This is a genomic window from Hymenobacter saemangeumensis (assembly GCF_039541835.1).
Classification (GTDB): Bacteria; Bacteroidota; Bacteroidia; order Cytophagales; family Hymenobacteraceae; genus Hymenobacter; species Hymenobacter saemangeumensis.
The window spans coordinates 309,073-326,609 of the sequence record NZ_BAABGZ010000013.1 but is presented as its reverse complement, the minus strand read 5'-3'; the positions used below and the strand labels follow the sequence as shown (position 1 = coordinate 326,609).

Genomic DNA, 17,537 nt, shown 5'->3' with positions numbered 1-17,537 from the left:
AATCAGCGTTTTTAGAAAGACCAGAGGTTGTACTCGTACTCCACCAGGTCGGCGGCCGTCTGCTGAGCAGCCAGAATGCCTTCCCGCTCACCGCCGTACACTTCCGACAGACGCGAATCGCCGGGGTTAGACACTTTGGTGATGTAAGAGCTGAACAGCCACAGCTCGAAAGCGTCAGCGAGGTTCTTGTGCTGAGCATCGTTCTGAGCGTTGAACCAGATGGCGTTCTCGGGGTTCGCCCGGAACACTTTCACCAGGTCGCTGTACTTGAAGGTTGCAACAATGGTTTCAATACCCGAAGTATTGGTAGCCAAGGTTGAAGGAACCAGCAAGGAGATGGTCTTGATGTCGTGATACATTCTCGACCGCTTTTTGTCGAAAATCATATCCTCTTTCAATTCCATCGCATACAGGTCCTTGGCCCGGTATTCGTTCAGGGGCGGGGGCGGCGGGGGCGGAGGAGCAACAGCTACCGTTTCGTAGATAGTCTTGCCCTTCTTATCCTTCATCGGCCTGCCGTTCTTGTCCAGCTTGGGCTGACGAACAGTATTGGTAGCCGCAGCTTTCCCTTTAGCTCCTTTAGCGGCACTTTTCTTAGGCGTAGGAGAACCCCAGCCATCGTCGCTGCCGCCGCCTACGTCCTCCTTCGTAAAGCCTGCCTCGATTTCTTCCTTGCTCAGGCTTACTTCAGCATCCTTGTACGACATGCGCTCACTTACTTCCCGGGGGGTATAAGTAGAAGTCAGCGAGTCATTTTTATAGGCCGGAAGTTCACCACGCTTTACTGCTTCGATGATAACCCGGGTTATTTCCTTGTCCTGCGAGAACATAGGCTTGTTCTGCTTTTCGCGCAGGTCAAGTTGCCGCCAGATAGTCTTGCGGAACATCTGGTCGGATTTAGGAATCGGCCGGTGCGAGCCGTTGCTGCTCGCAGTGGTGGCTTGCTCCTGGGCCGAGGCTGTCAGCGACAGTGTAAGGCCAGCCGCGAGAGCGGCAAGGGTGTGAAAGGATTTCATATCGGGCAAAAGCAAATTGGCTTTAAGATAGTTCGCTAACGCGGCTAAGCCGAAAATATTATATCAGCGGAACGTTGAATTGCTTCGAGATATTCACCGTCTCCACGTTGTTCTGGAAGTTCATACGCTGAACCTCTTTCACTTCTACGTAGATACGGTCGCCTTCGCGGTAAGCATTCACGATATCCGTATTGTTGGCCTCCGGGCCGTTGATTACTTTGGTGGGGATGGCCGGGCGCTTACCACGAACCAGCGTTATCTCGTAACGCGACACCCGGTAGCGCGCATCTTCCGGCAGGAAGGTAGCGAAGCCGGCATCGGGAATAGCCTTCAGCACCATGGTGCGGACAGCGGTACCGGGAGTACCCTGCTTCTCATTGGCCTCACGGCCGCCAACAAAGCACTTAATCTCGGGCTTGGGGATGGGGCGAACCTGGAAGGTCTGCGAGCCAATGGCGTTGCCTTCGCTGGCTACATTGAGGGTAACCTCTTTAGAGTTCGGCACGAGCGTCACATCGCCTTTCTGCGCACCGGGGATTACAGAAGCACCCGAAGCCGAGAAGCTGGGCTTGTACTGAGCACCCAGAGCCGGCACCTGCACGCTCAGCTTGTTGCCGCACTTGAAGTACAGCGCCTGTACCGAAGCTGACTGAATCTGCATTACGGGCTTGGTGATGGTGTAAGGCACCTTCACGGTAAAGGTGGTGTCGCGGCCGTTCTGATTGAACTTAATCGTACCAGTCCAGGAAGCCTTGGCATTGCCTTCTTTATCAAAAGCACCAGGACGAGCAGTAAACTCAACCTTGCCTTTGCCCTCCGGGCTAACCGCCAGCGGGCTGCCGTTCAGGGTCATCGACGGACGGATGCTTGAAGCAGAAGCCGTTAGAAACAGCTCTGCTTTGTACTTCGTGCCTGCTGCAACAGTGTTCGACTCGGCGCTGGCGAAAGCCCCGATTTTGTCAAACACAATGGTCTTAGCACCTACTTTCTCGGCCTGCTTGGTCAGTGCTTCAGCTTCCAGCTTCAGGATTTCAGTTTCTTTCTGCGAGATAGTTGCCAGAGCAGCTACCACAGGCGTGTTCTCAAAGTTGAGCTCAGCAAAGTTCTTAGCGCGCTGGTCTTTGGTTACGCGCGGGTCTTCTTTGCCATCGAGAGCCAAGCCTTCTGCATTAGGCACATACTGCTTCATGTAGTCAGCATATTCGGTCAGCTTGGGCTTCATGGTTTTGTATGCAATGCCATCGCGCTTACCGCCTAGCATCGTAATGGCTACCTTATCCTCACCGCTCATGTTTTTCATCTCAGCAGCAGTGTTCTCAGTAGCCTTCAACAGCTGCTGACGTACGTCGCGCAGGTAGGCAACCATCTCCTTAGTCTTGGCACGAATTTCCTCGCTCTGCTTCAACACAGCTTGGTCACGAGCCTGATTCTGGTTCTTTACCACAGCAGCCTGAATACCCTTGATGGTGTGGTCAGCTGCCGTAGAGGTCTTGTCATTGACGCTCAGCAAGCTGTCGTCGATGAATTTAAACTTCAGCAGAATTGCTGAGTTTACTTGAAGCGCCAGAAGAGCGGTAAGCACGAGATACATCATGCCTATCATCTTCTGCCGCGGTGTTTCTTTTCCGCCGGCCATTATCTGGTTCCTATAAGATGGGTGGAATGACTATTAATCTGCCTAATAATTAGGCTGCGGGAGCCCGCATAGCATTCAGCATGTTGCCGTACACGCGGTTGAGCGAAGTCAGGTTACCAGTCAGGTCAGATACCTGCTTCTGGAACTGCTCGGTGTCTTTGCCAGCCTGGGTCATGTTCTCCATGGCTTTGCCGAGCGTGCCGTAGAAGGCATTCATCGACTTCAGGTGCGTGTTAGCATCCTGCAGTTCCATTTCGTACACTGCGTTCAGAGCGCCCAGGTTCTTGGTTACGTTCTGTACCTGCAGGTGGTACTCTTTTGCATCAGTCGTAGCGTTCGACATGGCGGTAATAGCCTCTACCGTGTTAGCATAAGCCTTGTTGATGCCATCGAGCGACTGGGCAGCAGCCCGTACTTTCTTGGTGTACTCGTCGGTTACGTTGGTAGCATCGCCAAGCTGGCTCAGCTGCTGGGTGGTGGTGCTCAGGCGGTTCAGGCCCTGGCCCAGGTTCGAGATTGCCTCGGGAGTAACGTTGGCATTCTTCAGCATGTCATCGAGCTTCATGGTGAGGCCTTTGCCATTGCTTTCAGCTACGGCGCCCGTCGAGGGGTCATATCCTTCGCTCAGCTCGGGATAAACAAGAGACCAGTCGGGGTCTTTGTGGTTGGGCTGGAAGGCACTCAGAAAGAAGATGATGGCTTCAGTACCGAGACCAACGATGAGCATTTCGTCGGCACCCTTCCAGTGTTCGATTTTGAAAAGTGCACCAACAATTACAACGGCTGCACCGATGCCATAGATTTTGGGCATCAGCGTATCATAGAGGAAACTTCCTTTGGCTGCCATGGGGTTTTTAACGATTGAAAGAGGTTGAAGAAGAAGGTGTGAAAGATGAATTGTTGGGTGGTTTCAGAAGAAATTTATCCCGGGATTAGGGTTAGTTGAGTGAGCTGTTGGTGCCCATGCCGATTTGAATCATCGAGCAACGGAAGCCAATGTAGGAGCGGGCCGAGTCCTGGTATTCGAAATTACGGGCGCCGGTTTCCAGGAAGTAAGCAATGTCTTTCCAGGAGCCGCCACGCACTACTTTGCGCGGCTCGTTATCGTCGGGGTTGGTCGGGTTCAAGTCCCATACCACCGGTACCGAAGCTTCCATGTAGGCATCGTCACACCATTCGGAGACGTTGCCGGCCATGTCGTAGAGGCCAAAGTCGTTCGGGAAGAAGGAGCCAACTTCCGAAGTATAGGCAAAGCCGTCGCTGGCGTAATCACCACGTCCTGGCTTGAAGTTTCCGAGCATACAGCCCTTGCTGTTGCGCAGGTAAGGACCGCCCCAGGGGTAAGTAGCCAGGTCGCGGCCACCGCGGGCGGCATATTCCCACTCAGCTTCGGAAGGCAGGCGGAAGTTGGGGTCGGGTGCAATACCAGATTCCTCGTTAGCCGCGTTTTTGAACTTCGTGCGCCAGTTGCAGAAATACTTAGCGGCAAACCAGTCTACACCTACTACCGGGTACTCGTCGAACGCGGGGTGGGTGTAGTAATACTCCAGCAGGGGGTCGCCCATGTGATACGTAAAGTCACGAACCCATACAGTAGTATCAGGATAGAGCTCAGTCATTACATACTCTTCGCCGAGCACGTCGAGAGAGTCCTGCTTAATGGCCTCAATGAACTGACGGTATTCGTTATTGGTAATTTCTGTTTCATCCATGTAGAAGCCGGCGATAGTCACCTGCTTGTTCATGTTTACCATGGAGGCAGAAATGTCCTGGTCGGTCTGACCCATATGGAAGGTACCGCCGGGGCAGGGCACCATGCCAAAGGGAACCTCCTGAGGATTATATATAGGACGGTCTTCTGCACCAATAAGGTCCCCACTGGGGCGCTTGCTAGCACAGCTACCCAATAATGCGCTCGCAAGAGCAAAAATTGATGCTGCTAAAACCTTGTTCATGGGAGTAAATTTTCTTTTTAATTGCCAATGCCACTATAACGCATTCGTATGGGTTGGCAAATCTACACTTTTTTATGTTGTCACGCAATAGCCTAAACCTGAGCAAACAGGCCCAAATACAGGTTTCTTTCGACCAACGCCTTATTCGGCTCGGTGAAACCTTTAAAATATCCGAGAGAGCCTATTTCATCAGGCTCCCTTTTTTGGATTTTTCCGTGACGCAGTTGGGATACGTGGACTAACAGCCTAGAAGCTGTAACGCGGGGTCCGGATAGCAGGGCGGAAGTTAGTAGCCTTGGGCAGGCGGTAGGAGAGCATAATTTCGTGCGAGCTGAGTGCCCGGGCATCCTGGTCGAATGCGATAAAGTCGAAAGCGTAGCCGATACGGATGGCATTGTCCTTAGCAAAGCTTGCACCTAGCAGGCCAGATACAGACTCCTGGTAACGATAGTTGAGGCCGCCCCAGAACCGGTCGTTGAATGTAGCACGAATGCCGCCTTCATAAGAATAGTTCTTGGCGTTGTCAAATTTGCTGCTGCTGCTGAATTTTCCGGGCAATACGGTCTTCACAAGCACCATAGGAGTGATAACAACGGAAGAGGAAGCCTCGATATTGTATCCGGCCGTAATGTAGGCATGGTTTTCCCCCAGGTATTTGGAGGTAACCCCGCCTCTTTCGCTCTGGAAGGCATATTCTGAGCGGAGCAGGTTGTTCATGCTGATGCCACCGTAGAAGGTCGGCGACTCGTACCAGATGCCGGCGCCGGCATCAAACTTCTGGTCGGAGCCGTCCCTGGGTATGTTGGGGTCGTTGGCGTCGATGAATCGGTAGGAGCCTTTGCTCAGGTAAGTGAAAGTACCCTGCAGGCCGATACCAAGCTTACCGGAACCCAACTTAACATGCTGCGAGTAAGACAAGGCCGTATTGGTCATCTTGGACATGCCCACCTGGTCATAATACACAGACAAGCCAACGCCGCCGTTCAAGGCAAGAACTGGTAGGGAAACGTTGAACAAGCCCGTACGCGGCGAGCCGCCCTCATCGAGGGTGCCGCTGTAGTTCAGATACTGGTAACGGCCCAGCAGGTTGATTTCTCCTTGGTCTTTTATACCTGCATAAGCAGGATTCAGATACATCCCGTTGAAACCATAGTGGGTGAACTGGGGTTGTTGCTGGGCTAACGCTGAGCCGGCCGCGGCTGTAAACAGCAGGGTCGCAAGTAACGTTCCTTTCATAAAGGCGGAGGTGATTGGAGGGGGTGGTGGAGAGGGGGGTGGCTGCAAGAATAGCTTCCAAATGTAGTGGAAAATCATTCTCTAAAAAATTCGCCTAACAAAAAGGCGGGAAACCATTTTATGTGGTTTCCCGCCTTTTTGCACTTTCAGACGTTCTGCTTGCCAGATTTTGGAGTTGTTTTCCCTATATCAGGCCCGTGATGCTTTCTGATGTATGCTTCAATTGCACCGGTCATAGAAGGAGCGTTGGGCTGGGGGGCTTCTATGTCCAGAATCAGCCCTGCATCGATAACGGCTTTGGCAGTAGTAGGGCCGAAGGCCGCTATGCGGGTGCCATCTTGGGTAAAATCGGGGAAATTGATAAAGAGCGAGCTGATACCCGATGGGCTGAAGAAGGCGATGCAGTCGTACTTCACCTCGGCCAGGTCAGAAAGGTCGCTGGCAACGGTTCGGTAGATAACGGCCTCCGTAAACTTCAGATTATTGGCCCGCATAAAGACCGGAAGGTCGTCTTTCCGGATGTCGGAGCAGGGGTACAGGAACTTCTCGTTCTTGTGCTTTTTGATGACATCGAAGAGGTCGGCCGCGGTGCGCTCGCCCACAAAAAGCTTGCGTTTGCGCAGCACGATGTACTTCTGCAGGTAATTTGCGGTTTGCTCTGAAATGCAGAAGTACTTCATTTCAGCGGGCATTTCCAGCTTGGCTTCCTGGCAAATCCGGAAAAAGTGGTCTACCGCGTTACGGCTGGTAAAAATGACCGCCGTGTAATCCAGGACGTTGATTTTTTCGCGACGGAAGTCCTTATAGGATACCGGCTGAACCTCAATAAACTCACGGAAGTCCACTTTGATACCGTACTTCTCAGCAATGGTGAAGTAAGGAGAAATGTCGTTGGTGGGCTTGGGTTGGGTAACCAGGATGCTGCTGATGCGCTTGGCATGCCGGCCTGTACCCGGCTTATCTGCACTCTCGGCCATACAGGAAGAAGAAGGTAATGCTAGTTGCGATAGAGAGAGAATGAATGGGCTACTGAAAGCCCACGGTATGGTCGAGCTTGTCAGTACGTAAAAACAATAAGCTTGAGCAAAACCAACAAAGGCAGTACTTCAGTGGCGCAAAGGTAGGCAAATAAATGCAGATTTAGCAGCGAGGCGTGGTGGTGCAGCGTGCTGGCAACACGCAGAACGGAGGCAACGAGAAGGGCTCCGATTACTGCGCTGGCAACCCAGCCTACCGTGTTGGGCAGGGTTGCATTCAGACTAAGGTAGAGCAGCAGCACTGCAGGAAGCAAAAGGCCTGCGAGCAGCGTGGTTCGCAAAAACTCACGGTATTGCACATTAACAAGACTTTGTACATCGAAAATATAGCCTAGCAGCTCTAAGAAAATATACTTGCCAAATACAAATACAACTATTATTACCGCATAGAGCAGCACCCGCGCCACGATGGCTGATTCGGGCACGTTAATGAAGCTTCTCAACAGAGGCAGGTTCTGCAGGTCGGTATGAACGGCCGTCAGCAACAAGGCCAGCGATAGAGAGAAGAGCAGCACCAACAGCAGGTTGAGCAGCGAAAACGCCGGCTTTGTCAGGTAACTCTGCTGGTCGCTGCTATTGCCAAAAAGGTCTTCAATCTGAAAGATACGGGCCATGCCTGACTGGTACGTGGAACGCACGCCACCATAAAGCAGCCCCAGCAGCAGGAGAAAGCCAAGGTAGACGTTTTGTCCTTGGGTGGCCGGCACTTTGGGCTGAGCACGCAGGGCGCTGGCAGTGGAGCGGGCGCTGTTGCTGGCAGCCACACTATTGCCCGAAAACGAGGCCAGTGCAGGCGAACCTTCGGGCTGCCAGACCCCCAGAAGATGATTTCCGGACGGTAGCCCCTGGGGAAGTAGCCGGCTTAAATCGAGCGAATAGGTGGCCGCTGTGCTGGCAGCAAAAATGAGCTGGTTATCAAGAAACAAGCTTAGCCCGGGGCGCGCCGCAAAGGAGATGGGAAAAGGCTGCCCCTGCTGCACCCTTACCCATTGGTAATAGGCATGGGCGGGTTGATGGTAACCCGGCAGGTAGAGAATCAGGCGGTTGCGGGCCACATCGTGCAGCAGCCACTCCTTGGTAAGCCCAACAGGCGGCGCGGGGGGAAGCTGCTGATACTCGCTTGCCTGCACGGGGGCAGGTAACACGCCCCAGACCAACAGGGCCCAGGCAAGCAGGTATAATGTGCGCAGTGAGCCCATCGGAGGCAGGCTGGTTAGTTGCTCTCCGAGGCCAGCATTTGCCGGCGGGAGATGCGGCTCTGGTACACCCCAAAAAAGATGCTTAGCAGGACGGAAAAGCCCAGCAGGGCCCCAATCAGCACCGTGTTGCCGTAAACGGCGAAGCGGATTACGAACAGAATCACCAGTACGTTGAGCAGGCCCAGTAGCAGCACGGTGCTGATTTGCTGGAAGCCCATGGCCAGGATGCGGTGGTGAATGTGGTTTTTATCGGGGGAGAACGGCGACCGGCCGGCCATCATGCGCAGCGTGAATACGCGCAGCGTGTCGAAGAGCGGAACAAAGAGAATGCCCACCGCAACCGAGGGCGAGGCCGAGCCGAAGGGCTGCCCGACGCGCAGGCCCATCTCGATGAACTGAATAGCCAGCACGGATACGATAAAGCCGCAAACCAGCGAGCCGGTGTCGCCCATGAAGATGGGCGCGCGGTGAAAGTTATAGCGCAAAAACCCCAGCATGCCCCCAATCAGGCATACGGAAACGTACACGTAATTGCCAAAGGCGGGGCCGCCGTAGGTGTAGAAGTAGAAGCCAAAGGTGCTGGTGATTATCAGCACGATGGTACCGGCCAAGCCGTCGAGGCCATCGATGAGGTTGATGGCGTTGGTGACGCCTACGATTACGGCCAGCGTGAAAGCGTAGCTGATACCGATTGGCAGGGTGTCGATACCCAGGATACCCTGAAAGCTGGTGATGCGGATATCGGCCATTATCATCACGATGCCCGTAGCGAGCAGCTGGCCCACAAATTTCTTGGCCACCGACATACCCACGAGGTCGTCTTTGAGCCCAACGAAGAACAAGATGATGCAGCCCGCCAGCAGCTGCTGTATGCTGTTGGTTTTATCCAGGGGCGCGAAGATGGTGAGGGCCGACATGAAGCCGGCAAATACGGCTACTCCACCCAGGCGGGGCGTCAGGGACTGGTGCACGGTGCGCCCATTGGGCGTGTCGAGCATATTCTTGAGGTGGGCGATATAGATAATGGAAGGCACCGCAAACAGCGACACCAGAAAGGCCCACATGCCGGACAAGCTTAACTGTATACCTAAATGATTCATAACGATAAACGAGAAGAGGGAATTTGCCGGCAGAAACAGCTGGCAGGAAGCAAGTCGGACTTAGCTGTGCAGGACGCCAACCCGGTCGAGCAGTGAAATGTGGGTGAAATTATCAGGCACGATGGAATCGGGCACGAAGATGAATTTTTTGTCGAAGATTTGACTGCCCCGGTAGTAGCTAACCCAGTACTGGTTGTTGAGCGGCAATAGAGCCGAGTCAAGCGGCTCGACGGAGACGGCGGAGTGGGCCGGCACTTCTTCGAAGAGGTAGCGCAGGGTGGAGGTGCGCACTGGCTCGCCGTCTTCGCGCACCCCGTAGCCATTGGCATTGACAATGACGCTCTGCAGCGGGTAGGGATTGTGGTTGAGTAGGTACACCTCCCACACGGGCAGGCCTTCGGGAGTCAGGGCCCCTTCATCGGGGACGATGGCGATGGAAACGCCTTCAACGGGGTCGAACGAAATGTCTTGCTTCATGGCTTGATGCGTTTAGCCCTGGGCACTGTATTCGGCTGGGGCACCCAACTGCTGCAACAGGTGAGGCAGCAGCCGCTCCTGTACCTCGGCTACGGTTACGCCCCGGCCCAGCTCCTGCTCCAGGGAAGTAACTGCCTTGTCGGTGATACCGCAGGGCACGATATGGGCAAAATACCCCAGGTCGGGGCATACGTTGAGGGCAAAGCCGTGCATGGTAACCCAGCGGCTGCACTTCACGCCCATTGCGCAGATTTTGCGCGGGTTGGGGGCCCCCTCCTCCCAGCCGAGCCATACGCCGGTGAGGCCCGCAATGCGGCCGGCATTTAAGCCGTACTCAGCCAGCAGCTGAATAACGGCTTCCTCCAGGGTACGCAGGTACCAGTGAATGTCGGGCCGGAAGTTGTCGAGGTCGAGAATGGGGTAGCCTACCAGCTGCCCGGGCCCGTGGTAGGTGATGTCGCCGCCGCGGTTGATGCGGTGGAACGTAGCGCCGTGGGCTGCCAGGGCCACTTCGTCGAGAAGCAGGTGCTCGGGCTTACCGCTTTTACCCAGGGTGTAGGTGTGCGGATGCTCGCAAAGCAGCAGGTGGTTGGGCGTAGGAAGGGGGGACGCACCGCTGCCTTCCAGCTGCCGGTTGCGCGTTTTAACGGCGACCGTCTCCGCCAGCAGCTGTTCCTGCAGGTCCCAGGTAGGCTCATAGGCTACCTGGCCCAACCGCCGCACGCCAATAGCGGGGTTGGCAGTGCCGGTGGCCGGGCCAGTGGCCTGCGGCACGGCTGCGAGCGCCGGGGCAACACAGGAAGAGTAGTTGTCCATTAGGAAAAGGTTAGGGCCGGTGCGGGCAGCAAAAGGCTGCCAGGGAATCCGTTATGGCTTGGCCGGGGAAGAGCAAGCAGGTACAAAGTTACTAGCAGATGTATGGTTTGGCCCTTGCCCTGGCCTTTGCCCTCTTATTTTGCTTGTCTTCAAGCCTCTTCTCATCAGTGTTATGGCGTATGCGTCCCACGAATTAGGGCAAGCCGGCGAAGCCGCCGCGGCCGACTACCTTGGCGGCTTGGGCTTTGAGCTGTTGGCCCGAAGCTACCGGCACGGCCGGGCTGAGGTAGACCTGGTGATGCGCCAGGGCCAGGAGCTGCTGCTGTTTGTGGAAGTAAAAACCCGCTCTTCGGCTCAGTTCGGGCCGCCGGAGACCTTTGTATCGGCACGGAAGAAGGAGCTGTTCCGGCTGGCGGCTACTCAGCTGCAGGAAGAGCTGGACTGGCGCGGCGACATCCGCTTCGACATCGTGGCCCTCACCCTGCTGGGCTCAGGCTTCCGCATCGAGCACTTTGAGGATGCCTTTTTTTAGTGCCTAGTGCTCGGTGCATAGTATCATTCAACGGCACCCTGAGGCCAGAGCTCAGGCTACTGCCTGGCCCGTTTGGGCTGCACTTTGGGAGCTGCTTTGGGCACCGCGCGGCCCTTGGGCGACTGCTGCTCCTCCGGGAGGCCGCGCTTGTCGAGGTTGGCTTCCTTGTCGTAGATGAGAATGGCGTTGCGGTTGTATTCTTTAATCAGCACCGGCTCGGTCACCTCGGGGTCGTAGCCCGACTCGGGGTACTGGTACACGTAGCGCTTGCGGTTGCGAAAGCCCCAATAGTTAATCCACTCCCCTACTTTGCGGCCGTTCTCGAACTGCCCGGTCCACTCGCGCTGGCCTTCGATGGTGAATTTGGCATAGTCGCCTTCCAGCTTGCCGTTCACGTAGGGAATTACCTCGTTTATCAGGCTGCGGTCGTTGCCGTAGTAGCTGATGTTGGCATCGCGCGGGAAGCCCATCTCGTAGTGGGTCTTGGCCAGCAGGATGCCGTTTTTGTCGAACCGCTCCCAGCGCAGGTGGCGGGTGCCCAGGGCGTAGTAGCCGGTTTCGAGCACCTTGTTGTTCTGCAGCTTCTTGTAAGGGCCGTGCAGCACCTTATCTGCGCTGGGGTCGAGCTCGGCCGTGGCTTTGAAAATCTTGCGCTTCTTGGGGTTAAAGTAGTACCGGGCCGGTGCGTAGGTATTGGGCTGCTGGAAGTACTTGAGGTAGTAGAACACCTCAATAATCTGGTTGCGTCCGCGGGGGCCGCTCTTCACGTAGGCGCGCTTGATTTTCTCGCCCAGGAAAAGCTTTTTCTTCTTTTTGGGCTTGCGCTGGGCCTCTTTCTCCTTCTCCTTGGCGGCGCGCTCCTCGGCCTTGGTCATGGCCACTTTGCGGGCCGTGCTGAGGGAGGGCTTGCCCTTGAGCGAATCGGCGGTGCGGGTAAGGGTATCGGCCACCACCACGGCCACAGGAGGCTGGTCGGGGGTGCTGTTGAAGGAAACAGATTTGCGGGTGCAAGCCCAGGGCAGCACGGTAAGCAGCACCAGCAATACCCCTAAATAGCGCAGTAGCCGCGGCCACAGACGGGAAATCAGCATGAAAAGCACGGATAATTATCGCCGCATCAACGCAAAGGTAGCGGGATTTGGTGCCCAGGCTTTTCAATTGTCTATTCAGCTCCTCCGCCGGCAGATGGCGGGTTTACGCTGGCTCCTCCCCGCTTGCCAGGCCGCCCTCTCCTGGCTGGGTCAGCTGAATCGGCTTCCCACCACGACGCGCACCCCTCGAAGCTGTAAGCCGGAGCCGCCTCAGACGCGCGGGGCTTTGGCGGCAGCGGGTGCCGGGCTGCCGGCCTCACTCCCATTGAATGGCCGACGGGTAACAAGGTCGATGCGCTGGCCGGTGGTGAGGATGTGCAGCCGGAAGTCGTGGCCGCTTATCATCTCGTCTTCGGGCAGGCCCGGCAGGTTGCTGTAGCTGACGGCAGCCCCGTCGATTACCACGACTACTTCATCACCAAATACTTCAGCGGGCTGGTCGGGCCGAATGATAAGGCCGGTTTCCTCGCTTAGCCCGATGCCCAGCAGGTGGGGCTGGGCCAGCACGGCGTGCAGCAGGCGGGGGTAGCGCTGGCGCTCGGCAAAGTGCTGGTCGAGCAGGATGCCGGGAATCAGGTTGAGGCCGGGAGCCACGGCCACCTGCCCCACCATATGGCTGCGCCAGCCATGCCCGTAAATCAGCATGAAGCTGGCCAGGGCCGAGGCGCCGGCGCTGGTGCCGGCAATGATGAAGTCGTCTTCCTGCTGGTACTTCTCCTTGAGGATGGCGAGAAACTCCGTGTTCAGCAGGAAGTCGGTGAGCCGCTCCTGGTCGCCGCCGCTCATGAACACCAGCCGGGCCTGGCGCAGGCGCTGCAGGGTGTCGGGCTCGTCGGCCGCGTGGTACTCATCTACCTGCAGGTGGCCCACGTTGGGGCAGTCGAGCTGGCGGAACGCGTGGGCGTACGCCACGGCGGTGCGCGCGGGCTGGCGCCGGGTGGCGGTGGTCAGGATTTCGATGTTGACCGACCGCGCGGGGAGCATGGCCGCCAGGCGGGCCAGCATGGGGTCGTCGTCGCCACCGCCCAGTACGACGAGCGTACCCCGGGCCGAGAACAACGATGCAGCAGCTTCAAGAGGCATGTAAGCAGAATTAGGCCAGCAAGATGGCAGTATTTGCGGAAAATCCCTGCATACGCGGGAGCCGGGGAAACGTCGCCGGCCTTTCTGTGCGCGCCGGATGCCATTCGTGCGAATGGGTTCAGTGCCAGGCCACCCGCTACCGTTGATTTCTTGTGGGCCGCACCTGGGGCGCTCCAACAGCCTGCCTGGGGAAGTGAGCCGGCCACAAAGCGGGCGGAAGCATGCCCGAAGGCAGGGCGGCCGGCCCGGGCCCGAACACGCTTTTCCTGCTTTTCCAAGGCTGAAAGCCATTAAGCGCAGCTTTAGCCCTACTTTTGCCCCGTATATCCCTCCTCAACCCCGCTTGCCTAGCGAAGCACTCTCCCTCTTGTAACGATGCAGCCGCAATCCGTGGAAACCATCACGTCCCTGATACAGGAGGGCGAATTTTTCAAGCTCAAACAACTGCTGCGCACCTTTCCGCCAGCCGACCTGGTAGAACTGATTGAGGGCGAAGACGAAAGGGAGCAGCTCATCATCTTCCGGCTTTTGCCGCTGCAGCTGGCCACGGAAGTATTCGAGTACCTCGACCTGGATGTGCAGCGCCACTTCCTCGACAACCTGGCCCAGGACAAGATTGTCGACATCCTGAACGAGATGTCGCCCGACGACCGCACGGCCCTGCTGGAGTTTCTGCCGGCCAACTTCGTGGCCGAGCTCGTGCAGAGCCTGTCGGAAGAAGAGCGCAAGGTGACGCTGCAGCTGCTGGGCTACCCCGAATACTCGGTGGGCCGCCTGATGACGCCCGACTACATTGCCATCCGGGAGCACTGGACGGTGCAGCAGGTGCTGGACTACATCCGGCAGCACGGCGGGCAGTCGGAAACCCTGAGCGTGCTGTACGTAACCGACGCGCAGGGCGTGCTGATTGACGACATCCGTATCCGGGAGTTCCTGCTGTCGGCCCCAACGGCGCGGGTGCGCGACCTGATGGACCGCCGCTACGTGCAGCTCAACGCCATGCAGGACCAGGAAGAGGCCATCGATATTTTCCGGCGCAACGACCGGGTGGCCCTGCCCGTGGTCAGCGACCAGGGCATTCTGCTGGGTATTGTGACGCTGGACGACATTCTGACCATCCGGGAAGAGGAAGACACCGAAGACATTCAGAAGCTGGGGGGCTCCGAAGCCCTGGACGAGCCTTACCTCGACACGCCGCTGCTGCGCATGGTGCAGAAGCGGGCCGGCTGGCTGGTGGTGCTGTTTCTGGGCGAGCTGCTCACGGCCTCGGCCATGCAGTTTTTTGAAGAAGAGCTGCAGAAGGCCATTATTCTCGTGCAGTTTGTGCCGCTCATCATCAGCTCGGGGGGCAACTCGGGCTCGCAGGCTACTTCGCTTATCATTCGGGCCATGGCCCTGGGCGAGTTCCAGCTCAGCGACTGGTGGCAGGTGATGCGCCGTGAGATTATATCCGGGCTGGCCCTGGGGCTTATTCTGGGGATTGTGGGCTTCGCCCGCATTGCTATCTGGCAGCAGTTTTCTCACGTGTACGGCGAGCACTGGCTGCTGGTGGGATTAACCGTGGGCATCACCCTGGTGGGCATTGTGCTGTGGGGCTCGCTGGCCGGGTCAATGCTGCCGCTGCTGCTCAAGCGCGTGGGGCTGGACCCGGCTACCTCCTCGGCCCCGTTTGTGGCTACGCTGGTCGACGTGACGGGCCTGATAATATATTTTAGCGTTGCCCTGGGCCTACTGAAAGGCAGCTTGCTTTAGCCCCGGCTGGCTTCCCGCAGGCCTGGCTAGCCAGGAAAACACGAGCTGGCGCAGATTGAATTTCCTTATTGGGGCGAAGTAGAAGCGGCAATGGAGGCAGCTATGCCGGCCGCGGCAGCCGACGCCCGTTTTGGAGGGCTGGGCAGTAGCGGTATCTTGGGCGCTCATCGTGTTTCCTAAACGGATATGAAGCAGCTGCGCTATTGGTTTACACTTGTCTTCATGCTGGTTCAGGCAAAGCCCGCGCTAAGCCAGGCTTCCGGCAGCATGCGCATTGACCCGACGTTCTGGTGGGTGGGCATGAAAAACCCCCGGCTGCAGCTGCTGGTGCACAGCCCCGGCATTGCCGGCAGCACGGCCACGCTGGCCGCCTACCCCGGCGTGACGCTGGAGGGCGTGCAGAAGCTGGAAAGCCCCAACTACCTGCTGCTGAACCTGAGCATCAGCGCCAGCGCCGCGCCCGGCCAGCTGAAGCTTGAGTTTAAAGGCAAGAAGAAGCTGAGCTACAGCTACGAGCTGCGCGCCCGCAATACGGCCCCTGACCGGGTGCAGGGCATCAACACCTCCGACTTCATCTACCTGCTCATGCCCGACCGGTTTGCCAACGGCGACCCCACCAACGACGTGGTGAAGGGCATGCACGAAGCCAGCGTAAACCGGGGCGAGCTGACGGCCCGGCACGGCGGCGACCTGAAAGGCATTGAAGACCATTTCGACTACCTCAAGGAGCTGGGTGTTACCACCATCTGGCCCACGCCCCTGGTCGAAAACAACCAGCCCAAAACCAGCTACCACGGCTACGCCTTAACGGACTATTACAAAATCGACCCGCGCTACGGCAGCAACGACGATTACGCCGGCTTTGTGCAGCGGGCCCACCAGCAGGGTCTGAAGGTAGTGCACGACGTGGTGCTCAACCACATGGGCAGCGAAAACTACCTGTTCAGGGACCAGCCCGCCAAAGACTGGTTTAACCAGTGGCCCAGCTTCACCCGCAGCAACTACGCCGACGCCGTGCTGACCGACCCGCACGCGGCCCCGGCCGAGCGCGAGCAGCACGAAAAAGGCTGGTTCGACCTGACCATGCCCGACGTGAACCAGAGCAACCCGCTGGTGGCTACCTACCTGATTCAGAACTTTATCTGGTGGGTGGAATACACCGGGCTCGACGCGTTTCGCATCGACACCTACCCCTACTCCGACCGGCAGTTTCTGATGCGCTTTGGCGATGAAGTGCAGGCGCAGTTTCCGCGGCTGGGCATGGTGGGCGAGTGCACCAGCATCGGCGTGGCGCAGCAGGCCTACTTTGCCCGCAACATCCTGCCGCCGGTGGATGGCTTTAAAAGCAACCTGCCCGGGGTGCTCGACTTCCAGGCTTTCTTCGCCATCACCGACGCCTTCACCAAGGAGCCGGGCTGGAACGAAGGCATCAACAAGCTCTACTACGTGCTGCAGCAGGACTGGCTGTACGAAGACGCGACCCGCAACGTGGTATTCCTCGACAACCACGACCAGAGCCGCTTTCTCTCGGTGGTGGGCGAAGACCAGGCCAAGCTGCGCCTGGGCCTGGCCTGGCTGCTGACCACCCGGGGCATTCCGCAGCTCTACTACGGCACCGAAGTGCTGATGAAGAACTTTACTAACCCCGACGGCCGCTTGCGCGAGGACTTCCCCGGCGGCTGGCCCGGCGACCAGCAGAACCTGTTTACCGCCGCGGGCCGCACCCCGGCCCAGCAGGCCATGCACGACTACGTGCGCACCCTGGCGCAGTACCGCCGCAGCCACCCCGTGCTGCAAACCGGCCAGCTAACGCAATACCTGCCCGGCGAGGGCGTGTACACGTATTTCCGCCACAACGACAAGGGCGAGGCCGTCATGGTCGTCCTCAACTCGGCCAACGCCGAGCGCAGCCTCGACCCGGCCAAATATGCCGCCAACCTGCGCGGCTTTCGCTCGGCCCGCGACGTGGCCACCGGCACGGTGCTGCCCGACCTGAACACCCTGAAGGTGCCCGCCAAAACCGCCTGGGTGCTGGAGCTGCAGAAGTAAGTTGTTAGTTGTTAGTTGTCAGTTGTCAGTTGTTAGTTGTCAGCTTCTAAATAGGTGCTTGACTGGCAATGAGAGCTGACAACTAGCAACTTCTTCAAAGCTAGTCCAGCCGCCGGCGGTTGGCTTTTTTATCCGACAGCTTCTTTTTCATCTCCAGGCGCTTACGCACTGCGGCCTGGCTGGGCTTGGTGGCCTTACGCGGCTTGGGGCGGCGCAGGCTTTTCAGGAGCAGGGCATGAAAGCGGGCCAGGGCAATTTCGCGGTTGCGCAGCTGGCTGCGGTCGTCCTGGGCTACTACCTGCAGGTAGCCTTCGGCGGTGAGCTGGCCGGCGAGCTTTTCCAGCATCAGCTGCTTCTGGGTTTCGCTCAGCAGCTGGGAGTTCATCAGGTGGAAGCGCAGCTCTACCCGCGACTCCACCTTGTTCACGTTTTGCCCACCCGGCCCGCTGGCGCGGCTGGTTTGGAAGCTCAGCTCCGGCAGAAAGGCGTTGGGCGGGGGAAGCACGTCTTTAGAATTATGAGTTATGCATTATGAGTTATGAGTTGCGAAATACGGCC

At 57.5% G+C, this 17,537-nt stretch carries 16 protein-coding genes; 3 read left to right on the top strand and 13 right to left on the bottom strand.

Features of this window, described 5'->3' with window-relative positions; genetic code table 11:
- Positions 1-11: 11 nt before the first annotated feature.
- From porN to lipB, 10 genes are all read right to left on the bottom strand, one after another.
- A complete protein-coding gene (gene porN / locus ABD919_RS05840; RefSeq protein ID WP_345234657.1) occupies positions 12-1,016 on the bottom strand; it encodes a type IX secretion system ring subunit PorN/GldN in 1,005 nt (334 codons plus the stop codon).
- A gap of 58 nt (positions 1,017-1,074) precedes the next feature.
- Entirely contained in the window at positions 1,075-2,652 is a 1,578-nt protein-coding gene (gene porM / locus ABD919_RS05835; protein WP_345234655.1) for a type IX secretion system motor protein PorM/GldM, read from the bottom strand.
- A 49-nt stretch (positions 2,653-2,701) separates the two neighbouring features.
- A complete protein-coding gene (porL, locus tag ABD919_RS05830) occupies positions 2,702-3,463 on the bottom strand; it encodes a type IX secretion system motor protein PorL/GldL (protein WP_345234654.1) in 762 nt (253 codons plus the stop codon).
- Between the two features lie 127 nt (positions 3,464-3,590).
- Positions 3,591-4,607, bottom strand: a complete 1,017-nt coding sequence (gene porK / locus ABD919_RS05825) for a T9SS ring complex lipoprotein PorK/GldK (protein WP_345234652.1) — start codon at positions 4,605-4,607, stop codon at positions 3,591-3,593.
- A 246-nt stretch (positions 4,608-4,853) separates the two neighbouring features.
- Positions 4,854-5,843: a PorP/SprF family type IX secretion system membrane protein gene (locus ABD919_RS05820; RefSeq protein ID WP_345234650.1), complete on the bottom strand. Its 990-nt coding sequence runs from the start codon at positions 5,841-5,843 to the stop codon at positions 4,854-4,856.
- Positions 5,844-5,989: 146 nt separating this feature from the next.
- A complete protein-coding gene (locus ABD919_RS05815) occupies positions 5,990-6,820 on the bottom strand; it encodes a uroporphyrinogen-III synthase (RefSeq protein WP_345234648.1) in 831 nt (276 codons plus the stop codon).
- Positions 6,821-6,900: 80 nt separating this feature from the next.
- Positions 6,901-8,079 (bottom strand): DUF4271 domain-containing protein, encoded by a 1,179-nt coding sequence (locus ABD919_RS05810; protein ID WP_345234646.1) that lies wholly within the window; start codon positions 8,077-8,079, stop codon positions 6,901-6,903.
- 14 nt (positions 8,080-8,093) lie between these two features.
- On the bottom strand, positions 8,094-9,143 hold the full coding sequence (locus tag ABD919_RS05805; RefSeq protein WP_345234644.1) for an MraY family glycosyltransferase: 1,050 nt from the start codon (positions 9,141-9,143) through the stop codon (positions 8,094-8,096).
- 96 nt (positions 9,144-9,239) lie between these two features.
- Positions 9,240-9,656, bottom strand: coding sequence for a hypothetical protein (locus ABD919_RS05800; RefSeq protein ID WP_345234642.1), 417 nt, complete (start codon positions 9,654-9,656; stop codon positions 9,240-9,242).
- 12 nt (positions 9,657-9,668) lie between these two features.
- Positions 9,669-10,472, bottom strand: coding sequence for a lipoyl(octanoyl) transferase LipB (gene lipB / locus ABD919_RS05795; protein ID WP_345234640.1), 804 nt, complete (start codon positions 10,470-10,472; stop codon positions 9,669-9,671).
- 172 nt (positions 10,473-10,644) lie between these two features.
- Here lipB and ABD919_RS05790 point away from each other — a divergent pair, with 172 nt between their 5' ends.
- On the top strand, positions 10,645-11,004 hold the full coding sequence (locus tag ABD919_RS05790; protein ID WP_345234638.1) for a YraN family protein: 360 nt from the start codon (positions 10,645-10,647) through the stop codon (positions 11,002-11,004).
- Positions 11,005-11,060: 56 nt separating this feature from the next.
- On the opposite strand, the gene ABD919_RS05785 is transcribed toward ABD919_RS05790, so the two are convergent.
- Positions 11,061-12,095, bottom strand: a complete 1,035-nt coding sequence (locus ABD919_RS05785; protein WP_345234636.1) for a toxin-antitoxin system YwqK family antitoxin — start codon at positions 12,093-12,095, stop codon at positions 11,061-11,063.
- A 210-nt stretch (positions 12,096-12,305) separates the two neighbouring features.
- Entirely contained in the window at positions 12,306-13,178 is an 873-nt protein-coding gene (locus tag ABD919_RS05780) for a cyanophycinase (RefSeq protein ID WP_345234634.1), read from the bottom strand.
- 375 nt (positions 13,179-13,553) lie between these two features.
- Between ABD919_RS05780 and mgtE the strand changes: the two genes are divergently transcribed.
- Complete coding sequence (gene mgtE / locus ABD919_RS05775) at positions 13,554-14,930, top strand: magnesium transporter (protein WP_345234632.1); 1,377 nt, start codon at positions 13,554-13,556, stop codon at positions 14,928-14,930.
- A 186-nt stretch (positions 14,931-15,116) separates the two neighbouring features.
- Positions 15,117-16,979, top strand: coding sequence for a glycoside hydrolase family 13 protein (locus ABD919_RS05770; RefSeq protein ID WP_345234630.1), 1,863 nt, complete (start codon positions 15,117-15,119; stop codon positions 16,977-16,979).
- A 100-nt stretch (positions 16,980-17,079) separates the two neighbouring features.
- On the opposite strand, the gene arfB is transcribed toward ABD919_RS05770, so the two are convergent.
- Positions 17,080-17,484 (bottom strand): alternative ribosome rescue aminoacyl-tRNA hydrolase ArfB, encoded by a 405-nt coding sequence (arfB, locus tag ABD919_RS05765; protein ID WP_345234629.1) that lies wholly within the window; start codon positions 17,482-17,484, stop codon positions 17,080-17,082.
- Positions 17,485-17,537: the final 53 nt, after the last annotated feature.